Genomic DNA, 26,254 nt, shown 5'->3' with positions numbered 1-26,254 from the left:
TGCAAGGGAAACCCGCCCATAGTTCGCGCGGATCGATTAGATTTTTTGGGTGTTTCCTGGTTTTTGCGGCCGTTGTGCGCCATGCGGTCAATCTATCGCCGCGGCGGCGCTTGCGGGGCGGTCAGGGGGCGTTGCCGCCCCCCAAAAAAGGCCAGCGATCTGGTGTCAGGCTTTGGCAAAGCCAAGGCTTTGCAGTGCTTCGGTGATTTCATCCAGAATCACCGGGTCATCAATGGTCGCCGGCATTTTCCAGGCGGTGCCATCTGCGATATTCACCATGGTGCCGCGCAGGATCTTACCGGATCGGGTCTTGGGCAGGCGGTCGACAATCACCGCCGTCTTGAAGGCCGCCACCGGACCAATCGTGTCGCGCACCTGTTTGACCACCTCGGCGATGATCTCATCCGGATCGCGGTTGACCCCGGCATTCAGGCAGAGAAAGCCCAGCGGCATTTGCCCCTTGAGCGCATCGGCCACGCCAATCACTGCGCATTCCGCCACATCCGGATGCGCGGCCAGAACCTCCTCCATCGCTCCGGTTGACAGGCGGTGCCCGGCCACGTTGATCACGTCATCGGTACGCGCCATGATGTAGAGATAGCCGTCTTCGTCCTTCATGCCCGCATCTCCCGTTTCATAATAACCGGGGAAGGTCGTCATGTAGCTTTTTCGAAAGCGCGCCTGGGCGTTCCACAGCGTGGGCAGGGTGCCGGGGGGCAGGGGCAGCTTGATGGCGATGGCGCCGAGTTCTCCGGCGGCGACGGGGTGGCCGCCTTCATCCAGAATATCGACTTCATAGCCGGGCATTGGCAAGGCGGGCGAGCCCAGTTTGGTTGGCAGCTCTTCAATACCAAGCGGGTTGGCGGCAATCGACCAGCCGGTTTCGGTTTGCCACCAATGGTCGATCACCGGCACCTTGAGCTGGTTTTGCGCCCAGGTGATGGTGTCTGGATCGGCGCGCTCGCCCGCCAGATAGACCTGTTCCAGGCAGCTCAGGTCGTATTTGCCGACGAATTCCCCCTTGGGGTCTTCACGCTTTACCGCGCGAAAGGCGGTGGGCGCGGTAAAGAAGCTTTTGACCTTATGTTCGGAAATCACCCGCCAGAACGTGCCCGCATCCGGGGTACCGATGGGCTTGCCTTCAAACACAACGGTGGTGTTACCGTGGATCAGCGGACCATAGCAGATATAGCTGTGGCCTACGACCCAGCCCACATCCGAGGCGGCCCAGAACACATCGCCGGGATCGACGTTGTAGATGTTCTTCATTGTCCAGTTCAGCGCCACCAACTGTCCTGCAGTATGGCGAATAACCCCCTTGGGCTGACCCGTCGTGCCAGAAGTATAGAGGATATAGGAGGGGTGATTTCCCTCAACCGGGAGGCAGTCGGCGGGTTCGACCCCGTATTGAAAGCCATGCCAGTTGAAATCCCGGCCCTCGACCAGCTGTGCCACTTCCTGTTCGCGCTGCAGGATGACGCAGAAATCCGGTTTATGCGTCGCCAGCTCAATGGCGCCGTCCAGCAGTGGCTTGTAATGTACCACGCGGCCCGGCTCTACCCCGCAAGAGGCGGCGATAATGGCTTTGGGGGTGGCGTCATCAATGCGCACTGCCAGTTCATTGGCAGCAAAGCCGCCAAAAACCACCGAATGCACGGCACCGATACGGGCACAGGCCAGCATGGCCTCCAGCGCTTCGGGGATCATTGGCATATAGATGATGACGCGATCACCCTTTTCGATGCCCTTGGCACGCAGGGCGCCGGCCAGATTTGCCACGCGATTGCGCAGCTCCACATATGAAATTTCGCGTTTGGTATGGGTGATCGGGCTGTCATAGATGATCGCCGTCTGCTCGCCGCGCCCGGCCTCAACATGGCGGTCCACCGCGTTGTAGCAGGTGTTGACCTTGGCATCGGCAAACCATTCAAAAAGCCCCTCGCCCTTGGTTGTCAACGCCTTGCTTGGGGGGGTATCCCAATCAATGGCTTCGGCGGCCTGCATCCAAAAGGCTTCTGGGTCGGCTTTCCACTGGGCATAGGTCTCTTTATACGACATCGGCGTCCTCCACGCGTTTTGTGTTGAAACGAGTTAGGCGCAAGCCCGCCGTCTGAGCAAGCAATCATAGTGACCCCGCGTCACAGAGACGCAATAAATTTGCACCCTGCGGCCAAGAGTGACTGCAAAGTTTTGCAAAGTCTCTATATAGATGGGTTTCACAGCAAGTTTTCCTTGGTTTCGCAAACTTGCTAATCTGAAATGGCTAATCTCCGCCTGCCGGGTGCTTTCTGGCTTGGCGGTTCTGGGGGTGGTCTGAAATCAGCCAGCTCTTTGCGGTTTCAAAATTTTCCGCGTCAAAGAACCGGGTCTCTGCCCCCACGAACTGCGCGCCGATCTTTTGCGCCATTTTCTGCCAGGCCCGGTCGCCAACGATGGCCGCCTTGTCCAGCATCCCGACGTGGCCACGCGCAAGCGACATATGGGCCGCCATGGCCGACAATCCTTGCCAGCCATCAAATTCGCGCAGATCAAGCAGCAAGCGAAACCCGTTCATTTCGCGCAGCTTTGCATCTAGATCGCCCTGCGCGATTGCGTAGTCCTCGGGGCTCACTTTGCCGATCAGTTCAATTTGCACGGCTGGGCCGCCCAATGTGCGCAGGTGAATGGCGCCAAGTGACTCTCTGAGCCAACGCCGGGCTGCGTCTTCGTCTTTCAGATCAAAAACCTGTACCGGGCAGGGCATGAACGGCGCAAAGGCGCGAAAGCTGTTGGCAATCCAGCCAGGGGCCGCGCAGACCGCCAGCCGGTCGAAGCCGCGCCAATGACTGAGGCCAAGTTTCATATCGGCCCAGACGGCCCCGACTTCAAAATTCACATCGCCACTAACCACAATCAGCAGGCGCACCGCGTCAACTTCGGTTAGCGCCGCTTCAAGTGCTGGTGTCAGTACGTATTCATAGTCCTCGGATGAGATGGTTCCGCTCATGCGCATCTCAAGCTGGCCTGCGGTGCCAGTATCGCTCATTTTGATCATCGTGAAAGCCTTCGGTGTTCCCAGAATGATTAGGATGTAGATTTTCACTGGTGCATATCAAATCGGGACTGTCCGCATGGGCCACAAGCGAGACGGGGCGCGCGCATAACGGCAATGCGGCAGCCCCGTGCTGCCGTTATCGCAGGTCGTGCAGCATCTTCTTTTCATAGGCGATCAACCGATCCCCCTGGCCAGCGGCCACCTGGTTTGGCCAGTCGGGGTTGGCGATCAGGGCACGGCCAACGGCGACAAGGTCAAATTCGTTCCGATTGGCGCGTTCCACCAGACGGTCGAGGCTGGCGGGTTCTGCCGCCTTGAAATCGGCGGTGCCATCTTCCGGCAGGAAATCGGCGTTCAGCCCGACACTGCCCACGGTGATGGAGGGCTTGCCTGTCAGCTTGCGCGTCCAGCCCGCCAGATTCAGGTCGCTGCCGCCGAATTCGGGTTCCCAGAACCGACGGGTCGAGCAGTGAAAGATGTCGACGCCTGCCTTGACCAGTGGGGCCAGAAACGCCTCCAGCGCCTCGGGGGTGTCACAGAGCCGGGCGGAATAGTCCTGCTGTTTCCACTGGGAATAGCGAAAGATGATCGGGAAATCCTCGCCCACGGCGGCACGCACGGCAGCTATGATTTCTAGTGCAAAACGGGACCGCTGGGCGAGATCGCCACCATAGCCATCGCTGCGCTGGTTGGTGCCCTCCCAAAAGAACTGGTCGATCAGATAGCCATGCGCACCGTGCAGCTCAATCGCGTCAAAGCCGATGTCCTTGGCGTCGGCTGCGGCCTGGGCAAAGGCGGCGACCACTGCGTCGATATCGGTTTGGGTCATGGCGTGACCGGTGATCTTGCCGGGGATGGCCATGCCGCTGGGGCTGTGGCCGGGGGTGTCGCCGCCTGGGGTGACGCCGGGGCGACGGATGGCACCTACATGCCATAGCTGCGGCGCGATCTTGCCACCCGCCGCATGCACCGCATCGACAACTTTTTTCCATCCCGCCAAGGCCGCATCACCATAAAAGGCGGGCACATTCGGATAGCCGCTTGCGGCCTCGTGGTTGACAAAGGTGCCCTCGGTGATGATCAGCCCAACGCCGCCTTCGGCCCGGCGACGATAGTAGGCGACCACTTTGTCATCAGGCACATTGCCGGGCGAGAAGGTGCGCGTCATCGGCGCCATAGCGATCTTGTTCTTCAGGCTGAGCTTGCCCAGGGTGACGGGGGTAAACAGGGTCTCGACAGGGTCCATGGTCATGTCCTTTTGTGCTTCGGTGTGGGCGCGTGCTTTCTGACCGCCCAGGCGTTGGGGATATGAAACAGCAGGTAGCGGTTACAGGGTAGGGGTTACTTTGGGTCGTGAGGGACTGTGACCCAGCGTTTTTTCATCCGGCGCCTTCTGTGGGGCTGGGGCCTGCAAAGCTCTGGCGCGCGGTGGTTTCATGTCTTGCGGCGGCGCTGGGGTCGGCCACTATTGCCTGGGCTTTTGGTCTTGCATGTCTTGGGTATGCGCACCGCAGGCTGGCAGGTGCTGGGAAAGGTCGATACAGCCGGGTGCAGAATTGCCGATGCAGCCTGCTGTTGCTTGACCCGCGCGGCGGGAAAGACCACTTTGGCGCAAAACCTTGAGCAGGAGCCAGCATGGCCACGACCCCCCCACCTTTTGCGCGCTTTGAATGGATGATCGCCTGGCGCTATTTGCGAGCCCGCCGGGCCGAAGGGGGCGTGTCGGTGATGACCTGGATCAGCCTGATCGGCATTACCCTGGCGGTCTTTGCCCTGATTGCCACTCTGGCGGTGCGGTCTGGGTTTCGCTCGGAATTTGTCGGCACCATTCTGGGGGCCAATGCGCATGTCACGCTTTATTCCCACGGGGCCCTGAATGCGGCAGGCCAGATGGAGCGCAGCCTGAAAGATTTTGATGCCATGGCCGCGCGGGTGGCCAAGGTGCCCGGCGTGATCCGGGCGGCACCGCTGATCAAGGGGCAGGTCATGGCCAGCGCCCGCCAGCGTAATTCCGGCGTCGAAGTCTTCGGCATCGCCAAAGAAGGTATTCTGACCATTCCCGGCGTGGCCGAAAGCGACGGTGCAATGGGGGACCTTGCCCGCTTTGAAGAGGGGGTCGCCATTGGCTCGGGGGTGGCGCGCGAACTGGGCGTCAGCCCCGGCGACCGGATCAAGCTGATTTCACCCGATGGCGTCAAGACTGCATTTGGCACCAGCCCACGGGTCAAGGCCTATGAGGTGGTCTATATCTTTACTGCAGGGCGCTATGACATTGACCGCACCCGCCTTTACATGCCCTTTGCTGAGGCGCAGAGCTTTTTCAACCGCGAAGGTGTGGCCGATGAAATCGAGGTCATGGTCGAGGCCCCGGAAGAGGTGGATCTGATGGTGCTGCCGCTGCTGCGCGCTGCGGCAGGGTCGATCGGCGTCTGGACCTGGCGCGATGCTTCGGGCGGGTTCTTGCGCGCGCTGGAGGTCGAAGACAATGTAATGTTCATCATCCTGTCGATCCTGGTGCTTATTGCGACGATGAATATCGTCTCGGGCCTGATCATGCTGGTGAAAAACAAGGGCCGCGATATCGGGATCCTGCGCACCATCGGGCTGAGCGAAGGCTCGATCATGCGCATTTTCTTTATCTGTGGTGCCTTTACCGGCGTGTTGGGGACGCTGTTCGGGGTCATTCTGGGCTGTCTCTTTGCCAGCTATATCGATCCGATTTTCTCTTTTGTGAACTACCTCATGGGGGGCGGTGTCTGGGATCCGTCGATCCGCGGCATCTATGCGCTGCCGGCCGAGCTGAACCTGCCCGATGTGCTGTCGGCTGTCGGCCTGTCGCTGGGCCTGTCCTTCGTGGTGACAATCTTTCCCGCCCGGCGCGCAGCCCGGCTGAACCCGGTAGAGGCCCTGCGCTATGAATGAAGCCGTTCTGGAACTGAAATCCGTCACGAAGTCCTACAATCAGGGCACTGCGGCGCAGATTGACGTGCTGCGCGGTGTTGATCTGCGCCTTGCAGCCGGAGAGATGGTGGCCCTGGTCGCGCCCTCGGGGGCGGGGAAATCCACCTTGCTGCATATCGCGGGGTTGCTGGATACGCCGGACGGTGGATCTGTTCATGTGGCCGGGCAGGGGGGCGATGGCAAAGGCGATGGCAAGCGTACCACCCTGCGGCGACGCGACGTGGGGTTTGTCTACCAGTTCCACCACCTGTTGCCGGAATTCACTGCGCTGGAAAACATCGTGCTGCCACAGCTGGCCAATGGCACTCCGCAGGCGGCGGCCCGGCTGCGGTCGCTAGAGCTGTTGTCTCTGGTGGGCCTGTCGAACCGCGCCAATCATCGCCCTGCGGCGTTGTCGGGTGGCGAACAGCAGCGTGTTGCCTTTTGCCGTGCCCTGGCGAATAGCCCGCGTGTTTTGCTGGCGGATGAACCCACAGGCAATCTGGATCCTGGCACCTCGGATCAGGTCTTTGCCGCGTTGTTGGATCTGGTCTCGGGCACGGGCCTGTCAGCGCTGGTGGCGACCCATAACCCCGATTTGGCGGCCCGGATGGACCGCCGCGTCAAGCTGGAGAACGGGCGGCTGGTGGATTTCTAGCCAGGTCAGGCCAGCTGGGTAATCCAGACGCCAGGCGCCACGGGCAGGCCGGTTCTTGTCGCAAGTACCGGCCTGAGCCTGCTGTGGAGCAGGCGCAAGAGACAAGGCGTAAAGCGCGCGCCGGTGTTTCTACCCGGAGGGCGGTATCGATGGGGCCTTCGACTAGCCGCAGATCCCCGCCAGTTCGACCTCTTTCCACGGCAGATAGACGCCGCTTTCGCGGCTGGCTGGCAGATCCGACACCGGCATGACCGCCTTGAGCATCGCATGCAGCCGCTTGCTGCGGGCGGCCTGTGGTGCCAGGGCACGACAGCAAACATATTCTTCGACGATGGCGCCCTGCTGTTCATAGCCGTAGCTGAGAAAATCTGGGCTGCCATCCAGCGCAAAGAGATAGGGATCGGGGCTGCTGCCATGTTCGGCGGCGGCGCGCAGCGGGTGATAGCCGGTCTGGGCGCGGTTTTGCCATTGCCAGACATGGGTCATCTCATGCGCCAGCAACATGGCCTCTACCAGATAGAGCCGCTCTGGGTAGGCGGGCATGTAATCCTCGGTATACCAGTCTTTGACAAAGAAGATGCGGTTGAACAGGGCAATGGCGGCTGGCGAAGAGGTGACGACGGTTTCTTCCTCTATGGGGGGTAGGATACGTTCCCGGCAGGTTTCGCGCGGGCGCGGTTTGCGGCGATAGGTGACGGGGGCGACCGGCGCGCCCCGCACCAGGCGCACCCGGTCCAGATCGATACTTTCGCCGTGAATTTCGGCCAGAAACCCCCGTTCCGCCTGGCTGACCGGGCGGCCACAGGACAGCAGAAGCGGCCCAAGAAGCACAGAGAGGACCAGGCCGATGCGCAGTCTCATGCGGCATAGAAGGTGGCAGTGGCGGTGGCGACCAGCTTGTCGCTGGTCTCTTCGCGCATATCAGCGCGGGCAAAGACCAGGGCCTTGCCCGCCCGCACCACCTGCGCCTGACACAGGATGGCAGAGCCAACGCCCGGACGCAGGAACTGTGTGTGCAGATCGGTGGTGGCAAACATCCGCAGGGTGCCGGCATGGGCAATCGCGGCCAGTACCATGGCAGTATCGGCCAATGCAGTCAGCGCCTGACCTGATACAATACCGCCGACCCGTTCCAGATGCGGGGCAAGGGGCATATGTAGTACGGCCTCGGTCGGGGAAAATGTGGTGACCGTCAAATTCAGGGCGCGCACCCATTCGGCAAAGTTTTCATCCAACAGGCGTTGCGCGTCTGTGACGCTCATCAGGTCTGGCTGAGTCATTTTGGTCTCATCGCTGTGGGGTCATGCAGAAGCCTAGCTGTGCCGGGCGGTCAACTCCACCCTGGATTTCGCGGCAGCAATTCTCCCGTCAGGGGGGATCGGGTCTGCCAAGTATACTGCCCTTGACTGCAAGAGCGTCAGGAAAGGTTATTCACAGCCCCTAGGGGACCTCTTTCACAAGGCCACAACACCTGCCATAATGGCCGCAACCAAAACAAATGAAGAGCAGCCCCCGCCGATGGCAAACGACCTCCTCAGTACTCCCGACGCCGACATCTATGACGCCTCCTCTATCGAGGTGCTGGAGGGGCTGGAACCGGTTCGCCAGCGTCCCGGCATGTATATTGGCGGCACCGATGAAAGAGCGCTGCACCATATGGTGGCCGAAATCCTCGACAACTCGATGGATGAAGCGGTTGCCGGCCATGCCAACCGGATCGAAGTTACGCTGAATGCCGACTATTCCATTACCATTTCGGACAACGGGCGCGGCATCCCAATTGATCCGCACCCCAAGTTCCCCGATAAATCAGCGCTGGAGGTGATCCTTTGTACCCTGCACGCAGGGGGCAAATTTTCGGGCAAGGCCTATCAGACCTCGGGGGGGTTGCACGGGGTTGGTTCTTCGGTGGTGAATGCGCTGTCCGACAGCCTGGTGGTGCAGGTTGCCAAGAACAAAGAGCTGTACGAGCAGCGGTTTTCCCGTGGCCTGCCGTTGGGTCCGGTGGAAAAGATCGGTGCCGCGCCGAACAAGCGGGGCACATTTGTTACCTTTCATGCGGATGAACAGATCTTTGGCTCGCACCGGTTCAAGCCCAAGCGCCTGTTCACCCTTGTGCGGTCCAAGGCCTATCTGTTCTCCGGCGTTGAGATCCGCTGGAAAAGCGCCATCAATGATGGGGAAACCCCGCAAGACGCCACCTTCCACTTTCCCGGCGGCCTCAAGGACTATCTGACCGAGGTGCTGGGCAAATCCTCTGTCTATGCCGACGCGCCCTTTGCCGGGAAGGTCGAGTTCCGCGAGAAATTTGGCGTGCCGGGCTATGTGGAATGGGCGATCAACTGGACGCCATCGCGTGACGGGTTCACCCAAAGCTACTGTAACACGGTGCCCACCCCCGAAGGCGGCACCCATGTTGCCGGGTTCTGGGCGGCGGTTCTTAAGGGGATCAAAGCCTATGGTGAGCTGGTCGGCAACAAGAAGGCGGCGAGCATCACCCGCGAAGATCTGACGGTTGGGGGCTGCGCGCTGGTCTCTTGCTTTATTGCCGACCCGGCCTTTGTCGGCCAGACCAAGGATCGCCTGTCGACCGAGGTGGCCGCCAAGATGGTGGAAAATTCGGTGCGCGACCATTTTGATAACTGGCTCGCGGCGGATACCAAATCGGCCGGTGCCATCCTTGATTTTCTGGTGCTCCGGGCCGAAGAACGCCTGCGCCGCAAGCAGGAAAAAGAGACCCAGCGGAAAACGGCCACCAAAAAGCTGCGCCTGCCGGGCAAGCTGACCGATTGTACCTCCAAGGATCGCGCGGGCACCGAATTGTTCATCGTCGAGGGTGACTCGGCTGGTGGTTCGGGCAAGGGGGCGCGCAACCGGGTGAACCAGGCTTTGCTGCCGCTGAAGGGCAAGATCCTCAACGTGTTGGGCGCGGCCTCGAACAAGTTGGGCTCCAACGCCGAGATCAATGATCTCTGCGAGGCGCTGGGCGTCGGCATGGGCAGCAAATTCATGCTGGATGATCTGCGCTATGACAAAATCATCATCATGACGGATGCGGATGTTGACGGTGCCCATATTGCCTCTTTGCTGATGACGTTTTTCTTTACCCAGATGCGGCCCTTGATTGACGGTGGGCATCTTTATCTTGCCTGCCCGCCGCTGTTTCGCCTGACGCAGGGCGCGCGCCGGGTCTATTGCCTGGATGAAGCAGAACGCGACGCCTGGTTGGAAAAGGGCCTGGGCGGCAAGGGCAAGATTGATGTCTCGCGCTTTAAAGGTCTGGGCGAGATGGATGCCAAGGATCTGAAAGAGACCACCATGGATCCGACCACCCGCAAGCTGATCCGCGTCACCATTGACGAGGATGAACCGGGCGAGACGGGCGATCTGGTGGAACGTCTGATGGGTAAAAAGCCTGAACTGCGCTATCAATACATCCAGGAAAACGCCAAATTCGTTGAAGAACTGGACGTTTAACCTGCCCAGCCCCTGGTTTTGCTGCGGCTGCCCCCGATGCTGGGGGCAGCGGTGCCTGGTCTAGTCGTCAAAGCCCAGAAAGCGGGTGGTGTTTGCGACTGGACGCCTGCGTGAGATCACGGAATTTGCCACAAAATCCTCATCCGGCCAGCCAAGGGCCACACAGGTCAGAATGATCTGATCCTCGGGAATATTGGCAACCTCACGCACCACCGGGCTTTGCATGATGCCCTGGCCATTGATCACTGCGCCCAGGCCCTTGCTCCAGGCGGCCAGAACCAGGCCGTAGGTCAGGGCGCCGGTGTCGAAATGGGCAATGGTATTGTCCAAAAGACTGCGATCAAAGCAGACCACGATTGAAACTGGCGCGTCAAACTGGCGAAAACCGCGCATGACCCAGTCTTGCCGACGCTCTTTATCGTGGCGTTCAATCCCCATGGCCTCAAACAGTTGCACGGCGATTTCGATCTGGCGGGCACGATGTTCGCCTTCATAGGCGGCATAGTCTTCGATGTCGCGGCTGGGGGGCGTGCCGTCCAGCATCCGTTCGGTATTGCCTCGGCGCACCTGTTCCAGCGGCGCGCCGGTCAGCACATGCAGATGCCAGGGCTGGGTGTTCATCGAAGAGGGGGCGCGGTTCGCCAGTGCAATGATTTCTTGCAGCAGTTCTTTTGCGACGGGTCGATCGGTAAACCCACGGATAGAGCGGCGCTCTTGCATTGCCTGTTCAAGCTTCATCATTGGCCCCTTTTGCACCTTGCTTGCATGATCGCCCACATCGCCCACCTGCGCTGACGGGGCGGATGCGGCAGCTGGGCACCTCGACCCTTTTCGGATCGGGGCACCCATGTCAGCGATCTTAGGTGGCAAATTTCGTCCTTTACAGGGGGTTTTGCGCGCGTGCCGCAGCGGCACTTGGGCCCCGCCTGTGGCCTGTGATCTATGACGCTTGGCTATCTAAACTGGATCTCGCTGATGGCGGTGTCGCGGTAGCGGCTGCCCGGATAGACATCCTGCAGGGTCAGGGTGATCCAGGTGACGGGGCCCAGTGCGGGGATATTCAGCCGCTGCATGGCGCCTTGATCCAGCAGCCGGACGGTGCTGTCATAGCCTGTCGAGCTTTGCACGCGCAGGGCGCGCACCCGGCTGTTCTTGGTAAAGATGCTGGGGCTTTTGGTGTAGCCATTGGCCAGCAGGATGGCGTTGATCTGGGTCGGGGCCTGAAAGGCAAAACGCAGGGTCTGGCCGATACCATCGCCGCGCTCGCCTTCGATCCAGGCGGTTTCGGGCCGATTGTCTGCCAGATTGCCGCCGGCGTAGCTATTGCCGGCCTGCGGGGCCAGCAGTGAGGAGACGCAGAGCTGGGCACTGGGCGCGGCGGCGGGGCCGAACTGCCGGTCATAGCAGTCGCGAATGCGCATCTGTGGAAGGGGCCAGTGGCGCAGCTTCGGCGTTGTCGGCCTGATAGAGGGCTGCGCAGGGGCAATTGCAGCCGCCCCCTGTGAAAGCTGCGCCAAGGCCTCCAGCGCCAGGGCCATGTAAAAACTATCGGGATAATCCTGGTATTCTTTGACAAAGATGCGCCAGGCTGCCGCGCTGTTCAGCCGCAGGGCCAGGTCATATTTGCGCGCTATCTCTTCCTCGTCCAGTGGTTGCACGGGATTGGTCTGCGGCGCAGGCATGGCAACGATCTGCTGTGGCTGCTGCGGCGTGGGCGGGGCTGCACCGGGCGTGCTGGGGGTTTGGTGAAAGTAGAAATCACCGATGATGGAGCTGGTTTCCCAAGGCACCTGCTGGTCATCGGTCGCAGCCAGAACCTGCCGTCGGGCGGTCTTGAAAATGGCCTCGATGGTGCGCCCGCCACCTGATGCAATGGCCGCGCTCAGCGCCTGGGTATAGGGCGAATTCTCCTGGGCGCCATCCAACGCCACATCGCCGGGCGCGGTGGCATAGGCAATCAGGGTGCCCTTGGGGGCATCCACCGGCGCCAAGCCCCGCGTGGCCGAGCGCGCGCTGCTGGCAAAGGGGTTGTTGCGACAGGCATCCAGAATGACGATGTTGATATCTGCGTTGGAAGAGTTCATCACCTGCAAGAAGCTGTTCACATTGATGGCTTCAAAATCGATTTCATCTTCGCTGGTGATATTGGCATTCACTGGCACCAGATAGTTTTCACCGCGTAGCTGCACCCCGTGGCCTGCATAGTATAGCAATCCGGCCTCGACTGCAGGGCCACGCAATGCCCTGCCAAATTGCAGCAAGGCCCGCTTCATGCTGGTCTGATCCGCATCAATCAGTCGGGTGACGGTAAAGCCAGCTGCGCGCAGGGTGGCAGCCATGGTCGTGGCATCATTGCCAGGGTTTGCCAGTGGCGAGGTATGGGCGTAGCTGGCGTTGCCGATCACCAGCGCGATGCGCTCTTTCGCCTGCAGCGGGGCGCAACTGGTGAAAATCACGATGATGAAAACAGCCAAGCGCCTGTAGACAAGCGTCGCCTGCCCAACCATTCCCTGCCCAAACATCGCAGTCCTTTCTGTTTGCCCCTCACTCTTGTCATACTGTGGCAGAGAACGCGGCGCAGGTCACCATTTTGTCCAAACCGCGCAGTTTGCCGCGCTGCGGCGCTTCTTGGATTGACGCGGTGGCGCAGGCAGAACAAGTTTGCACATGTCTGATTGTTTGCACATCACCCGCTTGCCACGCCCCTATGATGCCGCCCTAGGGGCCGAAACCCGTGATCTGGTCGCGGGGCTAGCGCCTGAGGAGGCGGAGCTGATTGCTGGCACTGCCGGATCCAGCCCCTATCTGCGGCGCCTGATCGAACAGGAAGCCGACTGGATCGGGGGCGCATTGGGCGCGCCCAAATCGGCCCTGGCAGAGATCTTTGCCAGCTGTCGCAGCCTCGCGCCGGATCAGCTGAAGCCGGGGCTGCGTCAGGCCAAGCGCCGGGTGGCGTTGCTGACGGCGCTTTGTGATCTATGCGGCGGTTGGAGCCTGGAGGAGGTGACCGGCGCGCTGACCGATTTTGGTGCGCTGAGCGCGGATGTGGCGATAAAGGCGGAAATTGCCGCCCTGATCCGGCGCAAGAAACTGCCAGGGCTAGACGAGGCGGATATTGAAACCGCAGGCGGGCTGAGCATCCTCGCCATGGGTAAGATGGGCGCGCATGAGCTGAATTACAGCTCTGATATTGATCTGATCTGCCTGTTTGATGAAACCCGGTTTGAGCCGGATGCGTTCTTTGAGGCGCGCCAGAGCATGGTGCGGGCGACCCGCAATATGTGCGCCACCCTCAGCGATCGCACCTCTGATGGCTATGTGTTCCGCACCGATCTGCGCCTGCGCCCGGATCCGGGCGTCACCCCGGTCTGCCTGGCGATGGAGGCGGCAGAGCGCTATTATGAAAGCCTGGGTCGCACCTGGGAACGCGCCGCCTATATCAAGGCGCGCCCCTGTGCCGGTGATCTGGCGGCGGGCGAGGCCTTTTTGAAAACCCTGCGTCCCTTTGTCTGGCGGCGGCATCTGGATTTTGCCGCCATTCAGGATGCGCATGACATGCGTCTGCGTATCCGCGAAAACAAGGGGACCGGCGGTCCGATCACGGTGCCAGGCCATGACATGAAGCTGGGCCGTGGCGGTATCCGCGAGATTGAATTCTTCACCCAGACCCGTCAGCTGATTGCAGGGGGGCGCGACGAAAGCCTGCGTCTGCGCGGCACGGTCGAGGGGCTGCACGCCCTGGCTGCCCGCGGCTGGATCCCTGACGATGCCGCGGCGAGGCTGAGCGATCATTACCGCGCCCATCGCGACGTCGAGCATCGGATCCAGATGGTCCATGATGCCCAGACGCATAGAATGCCCAGTGCAGAAGAGGGCATCGCCCGTGTGGCCTGTCTGATGGGGCAGGATCAGGCAGAGCTGCAGCGCGACATTCACCGCCGTCTGGTAGAAGTGCATGAGCTGACCGAAGATTTCTTTGCCCCGGACGCAGCCGCGCAGCCACGCCCCGAACTGCCCGTCGAGATGGACGAAAGCATCACGGCGCGCTGGCGCACCTATCCGGCGCTGCGCTCGCAGCGGGGGGCGCAGATCTTTGAACGTCTGAAACCGGATCTGCTGGCCCGGCTGTCGCGCACGGCAAAACCAGCAGAATCGCTTTTGGCGCTGGATGGGTTCCTGGCCGGGCTGCCGGCTGGGGTGCAGTTGTTTTCACTGTTTGAGGCGAACCCGCAACTGCTGGATCTTTTGGTTGATATCGTCGGCACATCACCCGCGCTGGCGGGGTTTCTGTCGCGAAACTCTGGCGTGTTTGACGCGGTGATTGGCGGCTCGTTCTTCGAAGACTGGCCGGGTGGGGCGGTGCTTTGCCAAGAGATGGAGGCGGTTCTCGATCTGGAAGAGGACTATGAGGCCCAGCTGGACGGGGCCCGGCGCTGGTGCAAGGAATGGCACTTTCGCATCGGGGTGCATCACCTGCGTGGCTTGATTGATGGGGCGACAGCGGGGGCGCAGTATGGCGAACTGGCCGAAGCCGTTATCAAGGCGCTTTTGCCACGGGTGATCCGCCAGTTTAGCGTCAAGCACGGCCCGCCGCCGGGCAGTGGTCCGGTGGTGGTGGCCATGGGTTCTTTGGGGGCGGGGCAGATCAACGCGCAGTCGGATTTGGATATCATTGTTATCTACGACCCCGAGGAGGTGGAGATGTCCGAGGGGCGCAAGCCGCTTGGCACCCGCGCCTATTACGCGCGCTTGACCCAGGCGTTGATCACCGGGCTGTCGGCCCCGATGTCGCAGGGGCGGCTCTATGAGGTCGACATGCGGCTGCGCCCCTCGGGGAATATCGGGCCGGTGGCAACCAGCTGGTCCGCCTATAGCCACTATCAACAATCAGAGGCCTGGGTCTGGGAACACCTGGCGCTGACGCGGGCGCGGGGCATCGCCGGAAATCCAGCCTTGCAACAACGCTTTGAAACCTTTCGGCGCAGCCTGCTGGCGCAGGAGCGCGAGGTGCCGACCGTATTGGCCGAGGTCGCCGCCATGCGCCAGCGTCTGGCGGCCGCAAAACGCCCCTCTGGGGTTTGGGATGCCAAGACAGGGGCAGGGCGGATGATGGATATTGAGCTGCTGTCGCAAGCCGGGGCCTTGCTGGCGGGGCGGGGCAGCCTGGATTCAGGCGCTGGTGGCGAGGTGGCCCCCAGCCGTGATGTCGTAGGTGGATTGCAGCAGGCGGTCGCTCGTTGCTGGCTGGATGCCGCAGATGCGCGTCGGTTGCACCAGTCGTATGATCTATACTGGTCGGTACAGACAGCCGCGCGACTGATCTCTCAGAGCCCCCTGTTGCAGGAAAATCTGGGCGAGGGCGGTGCGCAGTTTCTGTGCAGCAGTGCGGGCTTTGACTGTCTGGAAGATCTGGAAGCGGCGCTGGAGGCGGCGTATAGGGGCTGTGACGCAATCATTGCGCAGACCTTGCAGGAGGGAGTTGACCATGCAGAGCCTGACAGGGCTGGACGATAAGCAGCTGATCCGCGAGGCCTACCGGATCGAAGGCATCACCGAAAGCCAATGCCGCAGTATTTTTCTCGACTGGGCGCTGAGCCTGCCCACCGGGTTGGATCACCGCAGTGCCATCACCCAGATCTTGGATCACTATAGCGGGGCCCCGGCAGATCATCCGATGACGCAGGTGCTGCGTCAGGGGCTGACTGACATCGGGGAACCACGCCGCCGCGGCGGCTGGCGTACCCGGCCGCGCGACTGATGTGACCGGGCGGGACTGGCCCTGCCTGCATGGTAGTGCCTAGGCAGACCCCTGATGCTGGGGCATGGGCTTTGGTAACAACCACAGCCGTCTGTCCACTGATCTGGCGGCTGTGGCGGCGGGCTGTCACGCCGGTTGCCCCCTTGCCGCGATGGGGATAAGAGAGGGCATGACAGCCTCATCCTCGGCGCCAGAGCGCCCCCGCGTAAAACTCCTGCCCAAAGCCAATGCCCGTGCCCTGCGCCATGGCTTTCCCTGGGTCTATGCCAACGAACTGGTCACCGACCGGCGTACGCGCAAACTCGCGCCCGGCAGCCTGGCCGTATTGCTGGACGAAGCCCAGACACCGATGGGCACGGTGGCGGTGAACCCGACCAGCAAGATCATATGCCGGATGCTGGACCGCGACCCGGATGCGGTGATTGATCAGGCCTGGTTCCAGGCACGGATATCTCAGGCGCTTTCGCTGCGTGAACGCCTTTATGATGCGCCCAATTACCGGTTGGTCCACGCCGAGGCCGATGGCCTGCCGGGGGTGGTGATCGACCGCTTTGGCGAGGCCTGTGTCGTGCAGCCCAACGCCGCCTGGGCCGAGGCCCATCTGGAGTCACTGACCGCAGCCCTTGCCGCGGTCACAGGCTGCACCGTGATCCTCAAGAATGCCTCGGGGCGGACCCGTGGTTTGGAAGGGCTCGATGATGAGAGCCTCACTCTGCTGGGGGAGACCCCGACGGCGCCGATGCCAGTGCAGATGAACGGCGCCACCTATATGGCGGATCTGACCGGCGGACAGAAAACAGGGCTGTTCTATGATCAGCGCGACAACCATGCCTTTGCCGCGCGTCTGGTGCCGCAGGGGGGCGATGTGCTGGATGTGTTTTCCCATGTCGGCGGTTTCGGCCTGGCGATGCGTGCCGCTGGCGCTGGCTCTGTTACCTGTGTCGATGGCTCGGCAGCGGCGCTGGATCTGGCGGCACAGGGGGCGGCTGCGGCGGGCTTTGGCGACAGTTTCATTGCGCGTCAAGGCGATGCCTTTGATCAGCTTGCCGCCCTGGCCGAAGAAGGTCGGTTGTTTGATGTGGTGATCTGTGATCCCCCGGCCTTTGCCCCGTCAAAACAGGCGCTGGAGGCGGGTTTGCGCGCCTATGAGCGGATCGCCAAGCTGGCGGCGCCGCTGGTGGCACCCGGTGGCTATCTGGGCCTGTGTTCCTGTTCGCATGCGGCGGATCTATCGCGCTTCCGCAATGCCTCTGCTCGCGGGATCGGTCGCGCGGGACGGCGTGGGCAGCTGATCCACACCGGCTATGCCGGGGCGGATCATCCGCAATTGCCGCAGTTGGCGGAAAGTGGCTATCTCAAGTCTGTTTTCTTTCGCCTGGACTGACCCGGCACCATGAAGTTGCTGCTGGATACCTGCGTGCTCTACCCCACCGTGATGCGCGAAATGCTGATCGGCGCGGCACGGATGGGGGCGTTTACCCCCCTATGGTCAGATCGCATTCTGGAAGAATGGCGCCGTGCGGCGCTGAAACTTGGCCCGGAAGGCGCGGCCCAGGCCGAGGCAGAGGTGGCGCTGATACGCGCCGCCTGGCCGCAGGCGGTGGTGCCGCCTGCGCCGGGGGTCGAGGCCCGGCTCTGGCTGCCGGACCCAGCTGATGTCCATGTGCTGGCCGCCGCGATTGCGGGCCATGCCGATGCCATTGTGACGTTGAACAACAAGGATTTCCCCCGCCATACCCTGGCGGAAGAAGGGCTGGATCGGCTGGGGCCGGATCAGCTGCTGTACGATCTTTGGCTCAAGGACAACGCCAGAATGGAGGCGCTGGGGGCACGGGTTCTGGACGAGGCCAACCGCCTGTCTGGCGGCGGCTGGGAGATCAGGCCCCTGTTGAAAAAGGCGCGGTTGCCGCGTCTGGCCAAGGCGCTGGCCTCGGGCCAGAGCTAGAGCGTTTTCAGCACCTCTGCCGCAATTTCAAAAGAGCGCAGTCGGGCCGCATGGTCGTGGATCTGGCCGGTGATGATCACTTCGTCCGGCGCATATCGCGCGACGATCTGCGACAGCTCTTGCCGGACGGTATCCGGGCTGCCGGTAGCAGAGATGGTGAGCGCCTCATTCACACCCGCCAGCACCGGGGGCGACAGGTGGTCGGCAATATCATCCACCGGGCGCGGCAGTTTTCCGGGCTGGCCAAGGCGCAAGCGGGCAAAGGCCTGCTGCATGGTGGTGCGCAACCGGATTCCTTCGGCGTCGGTCTCGGCAGCAAAGACATTTGCCGCGATCATCGCGTGGGGTTTGTCCAGATAGGCGGAGGGACGGAAATCGCGGCGATAGATCGCCAGCGCGTCCTCAAGCGCCTGCGGTGCAAAATGCGAGGCAAAGGCATAGGGCAGCCCCAGTTGCGCCGCCAGTTGCGCGCCATAGAGGCTGGAGCCAAGAATCCAGACCGGCACATTGCTGCCTTGCCCTGGAAAGGCGCGCACCCTGGCCGCGGGGTCCAGCGGACCAAGAAACCCTATAAGTTCAACCACATCCTGCGGGAAGTTGTCGCCATGTGCAGCGCCGCTTGCCATGCCGCGACGCAGGGCGCGAGCGGTCTGCATATCGGTGCCGGGGGCGCGGCCCAGCCCCAGATCAATCCGGTCGCCATGTAGGGCTGCAAGGGTGCCAAAGGCCTCGGCCACCATATAGGGCGCGTGATTGGGCAGCATGATGCCGCCGGCGCCAACGCGGATGGTTTTGGTCTGGCTGGCAATATGGCCGATCAGAACGGCGGTGGCGGCGCTGGCGATGCCGGGCATGTTGTGATGCTCTGCCAGCCAGTAGCGATGATAGCCCCAGCCTTCGGCCTGCTGCGCCAGATCGGTGCTATTGGCAAGGGACTGCTGGATTTCGCTGCCCTCGGGTACCGGGGCAAGATCAAGAAGAGAGTAGCGCATAAGGGGGTCCAATTCAGCGTCCAGGGATCAATAGGCTTCCAGTTACAGGAGTGTCTGATCTGGGATGCCTGACGCGTAATGACAAGGGGGCAAGACAAGAATGACGTTGTGTCAGAAACGGGCCAGTCCTCGGGGGCTTGCGCGCCGGGCCGCTGTACTTGCGCCTGCACAGAGCAGGGCGGAAGGCGCGCTGCGGCGGGCAGATGTCATCAGTGCTTGTTCCAGCCTGCTTCCAGCCGTTCCAGCGCCGCGATGCGCTCTTCTGTTTTGGGGTGTGACATCAGCCAGGCCGGAGCCATGCCAGCCCGTGATTCGGTCAGGGCCGCAAGTTTGACAAAGAGGCTCTTTTGCGGCTCTAGCCCGATGCCAGCCTTGGTCAGCAGTGCGGCGGCATATTCATCGGCCTCATATTCATCACCGCGCGACAGTCGCGCGGCAAGCAGATTGGCCAGCAATCCGGCGATCCAGGGGCCAACAAAGGGGATGTAGCGTCCAAGTATCATCATCAATGCAGTGCGAAGGGCGTTCTGGCCTGAGAAATCAATGATGCGTTTCTTGGCGTGTCCCAGCGCCACATGCCCCATTTCATGCGCGATGACCGAGGCAAGCTCGGCGTCGGTGACCTCGCCGCTTTGGTATTTGCGGTAGAACCCACGGGTGATGAAGATCCGCCCATCCGGTGCTGCCAGCCCGTTGACGGGATCAACCTCGTAGATGAACACCGGAATGCGATCAATTTCGAGCGCAGCGGCCATGCGATCGGTCAGGCGGCGCAGCCTGGCATCGGCCAGCTCGGTTGAACGCGCGTCCAGCTCGCGGTGGGTGCGCCAGACCGAAATCCGGTACATGACAAGGCCATAGATCACGGCCAGCAGGATGGGGGTAAAACGCAACATGGGTCAGATATGGGCAGAAAATGCGCGCAGGACAAGAGAGCAGCTGCATCCTGTGCGGTTCGGTCGCCGTGAAAACCACCCTGGCGCTTGGCGTTTTCCTCGGCACTGGTTCCTCGGCACTGGGGGGCAATTGGCGCGCGCGATGCGGGGTATGGCACCGATTGCGCAGCCTCGCTGGAGTTTTCACGGTTGCAGACTGGCCTTGGGTAGGGAAGGGTAGGTGTAGGAATAATCCAAAACCAAGAGGGTGCCGGTGCCTGATCCAGATGATATCGATGGCCGTTTACATGGCGAACAGTTTGAACCGGAGGAGCAGGAAGGCCTGCTGACACGGTTGCTTTATATGATCCTGATCGCAGTGATGATTTCGGTGGCCCAGACGGTGCTTGCCACTGCGACGGTGCTGCAGTTCATTGTACTTGCCGTCACCAAAGAGCCAAACGAGCGGCTGGCCGATTTTGGCACCGATCTGGGAATCTGGATCGCCAAGGCGGCGCGCTATCAGATGGTGGCGAGCAATGTGAAACCCTGGCCCTGGAGCGATTTGGACTGACGGATTTGGACTGACAGACCCGGACTGCCCGATCTGAGCTGGCGGCCAAATTGGCTACCGCGCTCTGTTGCGGCGGGGGATCACGTTGGCAATACTGGGGGGCTGGCCCTATTTGGTCAGCTCTTTCATGCCGCGTTCCAGGCCATCCAGCGTCATGGGCACCATGCGATCCTCGAATATCTCGCGGATCATGCCGATGGAATGGGTATAGTCCCAGTGTGTTTGCGGTACCGGATTGATCCAGAGATGCGATTTCCACTGGTCGCGCGCCCGTTCCAGCCAGACCTGACCGGCCTCTTGATTCCAATGCTCATTGGCACCGCCGGGATAGGCGATCTCATAGGGTGACATCGAGGCATCGCCGACAAAGATACATTTGTAATCTGGACCATAGGTGCGCAGCACCTCATGGGTGGGCATCTGCGCGTCCCAACGGCGGCGGTTGTCGCGCCAGACACCTTCATAGAGGCAGTTGTGAAAGTAGAAATATTCCAGGTGTTTGAATTCGGTGCGGGCGGCTGAAAACAGCTCTTCCACCACCTTGATATGCGGATCCATCGAGCCGCCAACATCCAGAAATAACAATACTTTTACGGCATTATGGCGTTCGGGGCGGGTTTTGACATCCAGGTAGCCATGTTCCGCGGTAGAGCGAATGGTATTGTCCAGGTCCAGCTCTTCATGCGCGCCTTCGCGCACCCAGCGGCGCAGGCGCTTCAGCGCCACCTTGATGTTGCGGGTGCCAAGTTCGACATCGCCATCCAGGTTCTTGAACTCGCGCTTGTCCCAGACCTTGACCGCGCGCTGATGGCGGCTTTCTTTCTGGCCGATACGCACCCCTTCGGGATTATAGCCATAGGCGCCAAAGGGCGAGGTGCCGGCGGTGCCAACCCATTTGCTGCCCCCCTGATGGCGGCCTTTTTGTTCTTCCAGCCGCTGTTTCAGGGTTTCCATCAGCTTTTCAAAGCCGCCCATGGCTTCAATCTCGGCCTTTTCTTCCGGCGTCATGTGCTTTTCAGCCATCTTGCGGAGCCAGTCTTCGGGGATGTCCACAGCGTCCATTACGGCGGAATTCGGGATCGATTCCAACCCTTTGAACGTGGCGGAAAACGCGCGGTCGAACTTGTCGATATTGCGCTCATCCTTGACCATGGCGGCGCGGGCCAGAAAATAGAAGGCTTCGATATCGTAGGTCACCAGCCCCTTTTTCATCCCCTCCAGAAAGGTAAGGTATTCGCGCAAAGACACCGGGATTGCCGCCTTGCGCAGATTTTCAAAAAAGGGCTGAAACATGAAAGAGGCCTTTCGCGACGGTTTAGGCCAGCACGCGATGGATCACGATGGTGGCGATGACCCCGACAATACCAAAGGCGATGGCATAGACAGCGGCATATTGCAGCAAATCGGCTGTATTGCCGCCACGTTTCCGGGCGTTATAGACCCCCAAGAGGATCCCCAGCAGCACTGCACCAATTACGATCATGTCTTCTCCGCCTGTTTTTGCCGCCGAGGGCGCGCCGATATCTGTTGCCTGTTCAGTTGTCCGAGGGGCGCAGTTCCGCGACTTCGCGGATCTTGGACTGCACTGCCCAATCCGGGCCAAAGCCGTAGCGCGCCCATCCCAGGCTGTCCAGTCTGACCGTGTTGGCAGTGGCAAATTGGCCCAGTAGATCCAGGGCCTCGGCCTTGATCAGCATGGCGGTGGCCAAAAGGGCGGCATTTTCCGAGCGATTAGCAGCCGCAAGCGTCGGGGTGATCTGTTCCAGGGCTGCAGCGCCATCGCCACGGGCAATCTGATAGGCGGCCATACGCGGATTGATAATGGCCTGGTGCAGCGCGCTTCCGCGCTGCGCGCGCAGCACATTCAGCGCGGTCTGAAAATGGCGCTGCGCCAGATCTGGTTCATCGGCCTGGATCATCCGCCCCAAGACATAGTGGCTATAGGCGCGGCGGTGATCGGACCAGCCTGCATTGCGCGCCAGGATGACCGCCTGATTGGCGGCCCGTTTGCGCATCCCAAGGCTGCTGCCAGGTCCCAGCGCCGTTTCGATCGCGGCGATCCAGCTGCGCGGGGTCGCGGGCAGGGGGCGGGCGGCGATAGATTCTCCGGCTGGGTTCAGCCGGGCCAGGATCTGGGGCAACTGTGCCGCCACTTCGCTGCGGCTCATGCCGGTGTGCAGTTCAGGCGCATAGCTGGCGCGCAGCACCAGCATGTCAAACCCGGTGAGCACGGTATGAACGTTGTCGTCGTTAAATACAGAGTCGGACAGGCGGTAAAGATCGTTCAACGGACCCACAGCCTGGGCCAGCTCTTCGTGCAGGCAGTCGCGGGCTTCCTGCGGGCTGACGTCTATCGGAACAAAGACGGCAAGTCTCTCGCGGCTGCGCAGGCGCGACCAATCGGTCTGCGGGCTGCGCCGCTTGCGCCGCAGTTCCGCCAGAGAGCCAACATTGGGCACCACAAAACAGGCGGCCTGTGGCAGGGCGCGGTGGATGTCCCGACTGGAAACCGCCTGCACGGTGATCTCTGCCGGTCCGGTGGTGACGCGCTTGATGCTGACCCCGGCCTCCTGGCGTAGGCGGGCCAACAGCCGGTCGAGATCTTTCAGGAATATCTGGCTTGGTCTGCCGGTCACGTGCACCCGGACGGGGCGTTCGAAACGGGTAAAGACGGGCAGCACAGTGCCGCCTTCCAGCTGGAAATGCAGATCCAGAAAATCACGCGCGATATCGCGATTGGACCGCTGCGGCGGCTGCGGGCTCGAGGATGTAAAGACCTTGGCCGGGGGAAGGGTTCTGTCGTTCAGCGCTGCCCGGCTGGCGGGTGTTGCGCCACTTTGCATCTGACCGGCGGGCAGGCCGCAGGCCGCGACAATAGAGCAGAGGGCCAACACTGTGGTGCTGCGACGCAGGCAAGCAGCCCAGCGTTTGGGGCCTGTATTGCACAGCAGTCCGCAAGACCGCGGGGTGGGCGACAAGATCGGGGTGGTCGGTTGAGATGTCGCGATCACCGCAGGGTCTCCACTCAGGGGGTAAATGCTTCAGAAACGGCGAACAAGGCCCCGGACAGACAGGCTCTTTTCCAATTGTTAGGGCAAGAACCGCAAGATTTGAAGAGGCGAAGCGCTCCCCGCTGTCGCCTGCATAAAAGCGTGACCATCTCGTAGCAGCGAAATCAGTGTTTCACAGGAGAGATCGGCTGATCCCCCCTGCAAATCAGATGTCGCCTGGCGCCGCAACAGGCGTTAGCGGCGGCCGCGTGCCATAAAGGCAAGGCGCTCAAAAAGATGCACGTCCTGTTCGTTTTTCAACAGTGCCCCGTGCAGTTTCGGCAGGGCATCGGCGCCGTCACGGGCCAGATCCTGCGGGGTCAGATCCTCTGCCAAGAGCAGTTTCAGCCAGTCCAGCACCTCTGAGGTGGAGGGCTTCTTCTTCAGGCCGGCCGTGTCGCGAATTTCATAGAACTGCGTCAGAGCCGTCGTGAGCAGCGCCTCTTTGATATCAGGGTGATGCACCGCGACGATTTTTTTCATCGTTTCGGCATCGGGAAACTGGATGTAGTGAAAGAAACAGCGGCGCAAGAAGGCGTCCGGCAGCTCTTTTTCGTTGTTAGAGGTGATGATCATGATCGGCCGATTGACCGCGCGGATCGTTTCGCCGGTCTCGTAGACGTGGAATTCCATCTTATCAAGCTCTTGCAGCAGATCATTGGGGAATTCGATGTCGGCCTTGTCGATTTCGTCGATCAGCAAGACCACTTTCTCATTGGCCTCAAAGGCCTCCCAGAGTTTGCCTTTTTTGATGTAGTTCTTCACATCATGGACGCGTTCTTCGCCCAGTTGGCTATCGCGCAACCGGCTGACGGCGTCATATTCGTACAGGCCTTGCTGCGCGCGGGTGGTGGATTTGACGTTCCACTCAATCATCTTGAGCCCCATGGCGTCAGCCACTTGCCGCGCCAGCTCTGTTTTACCGGTGCCCGGTTCGCCCTTGACCAGCAAGGGGCGTTCCAGCGTGACAGCGGCATTGACCGCAATTTTTAGATCGTCCGTGGCGACGTAGTCTTTAGTGCCCTGAAATTGCATAGTTATAGTCGATCCCCTGCTAGCATTGCCTCGATTTGGCATATTTAGCACGGTTTTAACCTGTGTGCGTCATGATTGTGTAGTGACAATTGGCCTTTCAGGGGATAAACGCAGCGGCATGGGGAGCCAGGATGTATGGCGAAAATTAATGAGACCTACAGAATGAGCGAGACCGAAGGAGCCGAAATGAAACAAGAAATGTTTCTGCCGGAAGATTACCGTCCGGCCGAAGATGAGCCTTTCATGAATGATCGGCAGCTTGAGTATTTCCGTCGCAAACTTCTGAACTGGAAGCAGGATCTGCTCGCTGAAAGCCGCGATACGATTGAGGGCTTGCAAGACAACACTCGTAATATTCCAGATGTGGCTGATCGCGCCAGCGAAGAAACCGACCGGGCACTGGAACTGCGCACGCGGGATCGCCAGCGCAAACTGGTTTCCAAGATCGACGCTGCGATCCGTCGCATTGCCGAAGGCGAGTATGGGTACTGTGAAGTCACCGGCGAGCCGATTTCGTTGAAGCGGCTGGATGCCCGTCCCAACGCCACCATGAGCCTGGAAGCCCAGGAACGTCATGAACGGCGCGAAAAAGTACACCGCGACGATTGATTATTTCGTCAAAGTAAAAAAACCATAGCGCCGGGGCCTGTTGCTCCGGCGTTTTTCGTTTATGGAACCTGTACAAGCGCAACGCAGCGGGCCGCAATGACACTGGAACATTTGAAGATCACGATTGTTGGGGCCGGCATTGGTGGTCTGGCGGCGGCTTTGGTTTTGCGGCGACTTGGGGCGCAGGTCACAGTGCTGGAGCAAAGCGAAGCGGTCTCGGAAGTTGGGGCTGGACTGCAGATTACCCCCAATGGCATGGCGGTTCTGCGGGCGTTGAAGCTGGATGATGCGCTGGCCTGGTGTTCCCAGCGTGCCCGGGCGGTTGTGCTGCGCGGGCATCGGCGCGGGCAAGAGGTGCTGCGCCTGGACCTGGACCAGTATGCTTCTGATCTGCGTTACTATTGCGTCCATCGGGCCGATCTGATCGGTCTGCTGGTGGATGGCGCGCGGGATGCCGGGGTGCAGGTGCGCCTGTTGCAAAAGGTGGATCGGATCACGACCACGGCAGGCCGCCCGATAGTGCATCTTGCCAATGGGGCGCAATGTGGTGGCGATCTGGTGATCGGTGCCGATGGGCTGCACTCTCAGGCGCGCAGGGCGCTGAACACCCCGCAGACGCCTCAGTTCACCGGCCAGGTGGCCTGGCGGGCGATCGTGCCCAATCACAGCGGTCTGCCGCCCGAAGCGCAGGTCTTTATGGGGCCGGGGCAGCATTTGGTGGCCTATCCATTGCGCGATGGATCTTTGATTAATCTGGTGGCGGTGCAGGAACGCCGCGCCTGGGCCGATGAGAGTTGGAATTTTGCGGATGATCCGGAGAACCTGCGCCGGGCCTTTGCCAGCTTTGGCGGGGTGGCGCAGCAGTTGTTGGCGCAGGTGCGTGACTGCGCCCTGTGGGGGTTGTTTCGCCATCCCGTAGCAGCATCTTGGCATCAGGGGGGCGTGGCCCTGTTGGGAGATGCGGCGCACCCGACGCTGCCATTTATGGCCCAGGGGGCCAATCTGGCGCTTGAGGATGCCTGGGTGCTGGGCGCTTGCCTTGAAGAGGCCGCGGCGCAGGGGCGTGATCTGACGGAGGCATTGGCCGCGTATCAAAGCCAGCGCCAAAATCGCGCCGAACGGGTGGTGCAGGCGGCCAGTGGCAATGCCTGGAAATACCACCTGCGGCCCCCGCTACAGTGGCCCGCGCATCAGGTTCTGAAACTGGGCGGCGCACTCGCGCCGCAGCGTATGGTGGCGCAGTTCGACTGGATTTATCGCCATGATGTCACGGCACAGGCTGCAGCGGCACAGGGCTGAAAGGCCGA

General features: G+C 61.2%; 23 protein-coding genes. 10 read left to right on the top strand and 13 right to left on the bottom strand.

The features are described 5' to 3' along the window. Positions 1 to 165: 165 nt before the first annotated feature. The 3 genes from prpE to ACN0VH_RS03630 all read right to left on the bottom strand — a co-directional run bounded on the left by prpE (position 166) and on the right by ACN0VH_RS03630 (position 4,286). Complete coding sequence (gene prpE, locus ACN0VH_RS03640; protein ID WP_417699530.1) at positions 166 to 2,058, bottom strand: propionate-CoA ligase PrpE; 1,893 nt, start codon at positions 2,056 to 2,058, stop codon at positions 166 to 168. 205 nt (positions 2,059 to 2,263) lie between these two features. After that, positions 2,264 to 3,025 carry a SpoIIAA family protein gene (locus ACN0VH_RS03635; RefSeq protein WP_417699528.1) on the bottom strand — a complete coding sequence of 254 codons (762 nt, stop codon included), beginning with the start codon at positions 3,023 to 3,025 and terminating at the stop codon, positions 2,264 to 2,266. Between the two features lie 145 nt (positions 3,026 to 3,170). Beyond that, positions 3,171 to 4,286 carry an NADH:flavin oxidoreductase gene (locus ACN0VH_RS03630; RefSeq protein WP_417699526.1) on the bottom strand — a complete coding sequence of 372 codons (1,116 nt, stop codon included), beginning with the start codon at positions 4,284 to 4,286 and terminating at the stop codon, positions 3,171 to 3,173. Between the two features lie 383 nt (positions 4,287 to 4,669). Here ACN0VH_RS03630 and ACN0VH_RS03625 point away from each other — a divergent pair, with 383 nt between their 5' ends. Together ACN0VH_RS03625 and ACN0VH_RS03620 are read left to right on the top strand one after the other, a co-directional pair. Beyond that, positions 4,670 to 5,956 (top strand): lipoprotein-releasing ABC transporter permease subunit, encoded by a 1,287-nt coding sequence (locus ACN0VH_RS03625; protein WP_278921890.1) that lies wholly within the window; start codon positions 4,670 to 4,672, stop codon positions 5,954 to 5,956. Next, positions 5,949 to 6,632: an ABC transporter ATP-binding protein gene (locus tag ACN0VH_RS03620; RefSeq protein ID WP_278921889.1), complete on the top strand. Its 684-nt coding sequence runs from the start codon at positions 5,949 to 5,951 to the stop codon at positions 6,630 to 6,632. The genes ACN0VH_RS03625 and ACN0VH_RS03620 overlap by 8 nt, the downstream gene beginning before the upstream one ends. A 162-nt stretch (positions 6,633 to 6,794) precedes the next feature. Here the strand turns inward: ACN0VH_RS03620 and ACN0VH_RS03615 are convergent, their stop codons facing one another. Together ACN0VH_RS03615 and ACN0VH_RS03610 are read right to left on the bottom strand one after the other, a co-directional pair. Beyond that, entirely contained in the window at positions 6,795 to 7,493 is a 699-nt protein-coding gene (locus tag ACN0VH_RS03615) for a hypothetical protein (protein ID WP_278921888.1), read from the bottom strand. Continuing rightward, positions 7,490 to 7,912, bottom strand: a complete 423-nt coding sequence (locus ACN0VH_RS03610) for a PaaI family thioesterase (RefSeq protein WP_278921887.1) — start codon at positions 7,910 to 7,912, stop codon at positions 7,490 to 7,492. The genes ACN0VH_RS03615 and ACN0VH_RS03610 overlap by 4 nt, the downstream gene beginning before the upstream one ends. A gap of 238 nt (positions 7,913 to 8,150) precedes the next feature. On the opposite strand from ACN0VH_RS03610, the gene parE reads away from it, so the two are divergent. Further along, a complete protein-coding gene (gene parE, locus ACN0VH_RS03605; protein ID WP_417699525.1) occupies positions 8,151 to 10,109 on the top strand; it encodes a DNA topoisomerase IV subunit B in 1,959 nt (652 codons plus the stop codon). A 60-nt stretch (positions 10,110 to 10,169) separates the two neighbouring features. Here parE and ACN0VH_RS03600 read toward each other — a convergent pair whose 3' ends face one another. Together ACN0VH_RS03600 and ACN0VH_RS03595 are read right to left on the bottom strand one after the other, a co-directional pair. Next, entirely contained in the window at positions 10,170 to 10,847 is a 678-nt protein-coding gene (locus tag ACN0VH_RS03600; RefSeq protein WP_417699523.1) for a nitroreductase, read from the bottom strand. 215 nt (positions 10,848 to 11,062) lie between these two features. After that, positions 11,063 to 12,631 carry a caspase family protein gene (locus ACN0VH_RS03595; RefSeq protein ID WP_417699522.1) on the bottom strand — a complete coding sequence of 523 codons (1,569 nt, stop codon included), beginning with the start codon at positions 12,629 to 12,631 and terminating at the stop codon, positions 11,063 to 11,065. A 145-nt stretch (positions 12,632 to 12,776) separates the two neighbouring features. Between ACN0VH_RS03595 and ACN0VH_RS03590 the strand changes: the two genes are divergently transcribed. The 4 genes from ACN0VH_RS03590 to ACN0VH_RS03575 all read left to right on the top strand — a co-directional run bounded on the left by ACN0VH_RS03590 (position 12,777) and on the right by ACN0VH_RS03575 (position 17,812). Next, on the top strand, positions 12,777 to 15,623 hold the full coding sequence (locus tag ACN0VH_RS03590) for a [protein-PII] uridylyltransferase family protein (RefSeq protein WP_417699520.1): 2,847 nt from the start codon (positions 12,777 to 12,779) through the stop codon (positions 15,621 to 15,623). After that, the gene (locus ACN0VH_RS03585; protein WP_278921883.1) at positions 15,595 to 15,867 is read left to right on the top strand and encodes a hypothetical protein; all 273 of its coding nucleotides are present in this window, start codon (positions 15,595 to 15,597) and stop codon (positions 15,865 to 15,867) included. The genes ACN0VH_RS03590 and ACN0VH_RS03585 overlap by 29 nt, the downstream gene beginning before the upstream one ends. Positions 15,868 to 16,036: 169 nt before the next feature. Then, a complete protein-coding gene (locus tag ACN0VH_RS03580) occupies positions 16,037 to 17,251 on the top strand; it encodes an RSP_2647 family RNA methyltransferase (RefSeq protein WP_417699518.1) in 1,215 nt (404 codons plus the stop codon). 9 nt (positions 17,252 to 17,260) lie between these two features. After that, on the top strand, positions 17,261 to 17,812 hold the full coding sequence (locus ACN0VH_RS03575) for an RSP_2648 family PIN domain-containing protein (RefSeq protein WP_417699517.1): 552 nt from the start codon (positions 17,261 to 17,263) through the stop codon (positions 17,810 to 17,812). Here the strand turns inward: ACN0VH_RS03575 and ACN0VH_RS03570 are convergent. After that, positions 17,809 to 18,804: an LLM class flavin-dependent oxidoreductase gene (locus ACN0VH_RS03570; protein ID WP_417699516.1), complete on the bottom strand. Its 996-nt coding sequence runs from the start codon at positions 18,802 to 18,804 to the stop codon at positions 17,809 to 17,811. The genes ACN0VH_RS03575 and ACN0VH_RS03570 overlap by 4 nt on opposite strands. A 209-nt stretch (positions 18,805 to 19,013) precedes the next feature. After that, on the bottom strand, positions 19,014 to 19,700 hold the full coding sequence (locus tag ACN0VH_RS03565) for a M48 family metallopeptidase (RefSeq protein ID WP_417699515.1): 687 nt from the start codon (positions 19,698 to 19,700) through the stop codon (positions 19,014 to 19,016). Between the two features lie 253 nt (positions 19,701 to 19,953). Here ACN0VH_RS03565 and ACN0VH_RS03560 point away from each other — a divergent pair, with 253 nt between their 5' ends. Continuing rightward, entirely contained in the window at positions 19,954 to 20,253 is a 300-nt protein-coding gene (locus tag ACN0VH_RS03560; protein WP_278921877.1) for a DUF4389 domain-containing protein, read from the top strand. Between the two features lie 108 nt (positions 20,254 to 20,361). On the opposite strand, the gene ACN0VH_RS03555 is transcribed toward ACN0VH_RS03560, so the two are convergent. From ACN0VH_RS03555 to ACN0VH_RS03540, 4 genes are all read right to left on the bottom strand, one after another. After that, positions 20,362 to 21,546, bottom strand: coding sequence for a vWA domain-containing protein (locus tag ACN0VH_RS03555; RefSeq protein ID WP_278921876.1), 1,185 nt, complete (start codon positions 21,544 to 21,546; stop codon positions 20,362 to 20,364). A 22-nt stretch (positions 21,547 to 21,568) separates the two neighbouring features. After that, positions 21,569 to 21,736, bottom strand: coding sequence for a hypothetical protein (locus ACN0VH_RS03550; RefSeq protein WP_278921875.1), 168 nt, complete (start codon positions 21,734 to 21,736; stop codon positions 21,569 to 21,571). Positions 21,737 to 21,788: 52 nt separating this feature from the next. Continuing rightward, entirely contained in the window at positions 21,789 to 23,165 is a 1,377-nt protein-coding gene (locus ACN0VH_RS03545) for a DUF2927 domain-containing protein (RefSeq protein ID WP_417699990.1), read from the bottom strand. A 333-nt stretch (positions 23,166 to 23,498) separates the two neighbouring features. Beyond that, positions 23,499 to 24,338: an AAA family ATPase gene (locus tag ACN0VH_RS03540; protein WP_278921874.1), complete on the bottom strand. Its 840-nt coding sequence runs from the start codon at positions 24,336 to 24,338 to the stop codon at positions 23,499 to 23,501. A gap of 186 nt (positions 24,339 to 24,524) precedes the next feature. Between ACN0VH_RS03540 and dksA the strand changes: the two genes are divergently transcribed. Beyond that, positions 24,525 to 24,947, top strand: coding sequence for an RNA polymerase-binding protein DksA (gene dksA / locus ACN0VH_RS03535; protein WP_232401133.1), 423 nt, complete (start codon positions 24,525 to 24,527; stop codon positions 24,945 to 24,947). A 96-nt stretch (positions 24,948 to 25,043) separates the two neighbouring features. Further along, positions 25,044 to 26,246: an FAD-dependent monooxygenase gene (locus tag ACN0VH_RS03530; RefSeq protein ID WP_278921873.1), complete on the top strand. Its 1,203-nt coding sequence runs from the start codon at positions 25,044 to 25,046 to the stop codon at positions 26,244 to 26,246. The last annotated feature ends 8 nt before the right edge of the window (positions 26,247 to 26,254 follow it).

This window comes from Pseudophaeobacter sp. (genome assembly GCF_048267565.1).
Lineage (GTDB): Bacteria > Pseudomonadota > Alphaproteobacteria > Rhodobacterales > Rhodobacteraceae > Pseudophaeobacter > Pseudophaeobacter profundi.
This window is presented reverse-complemented; position numbering and strand designations above follow the sequence as displayed.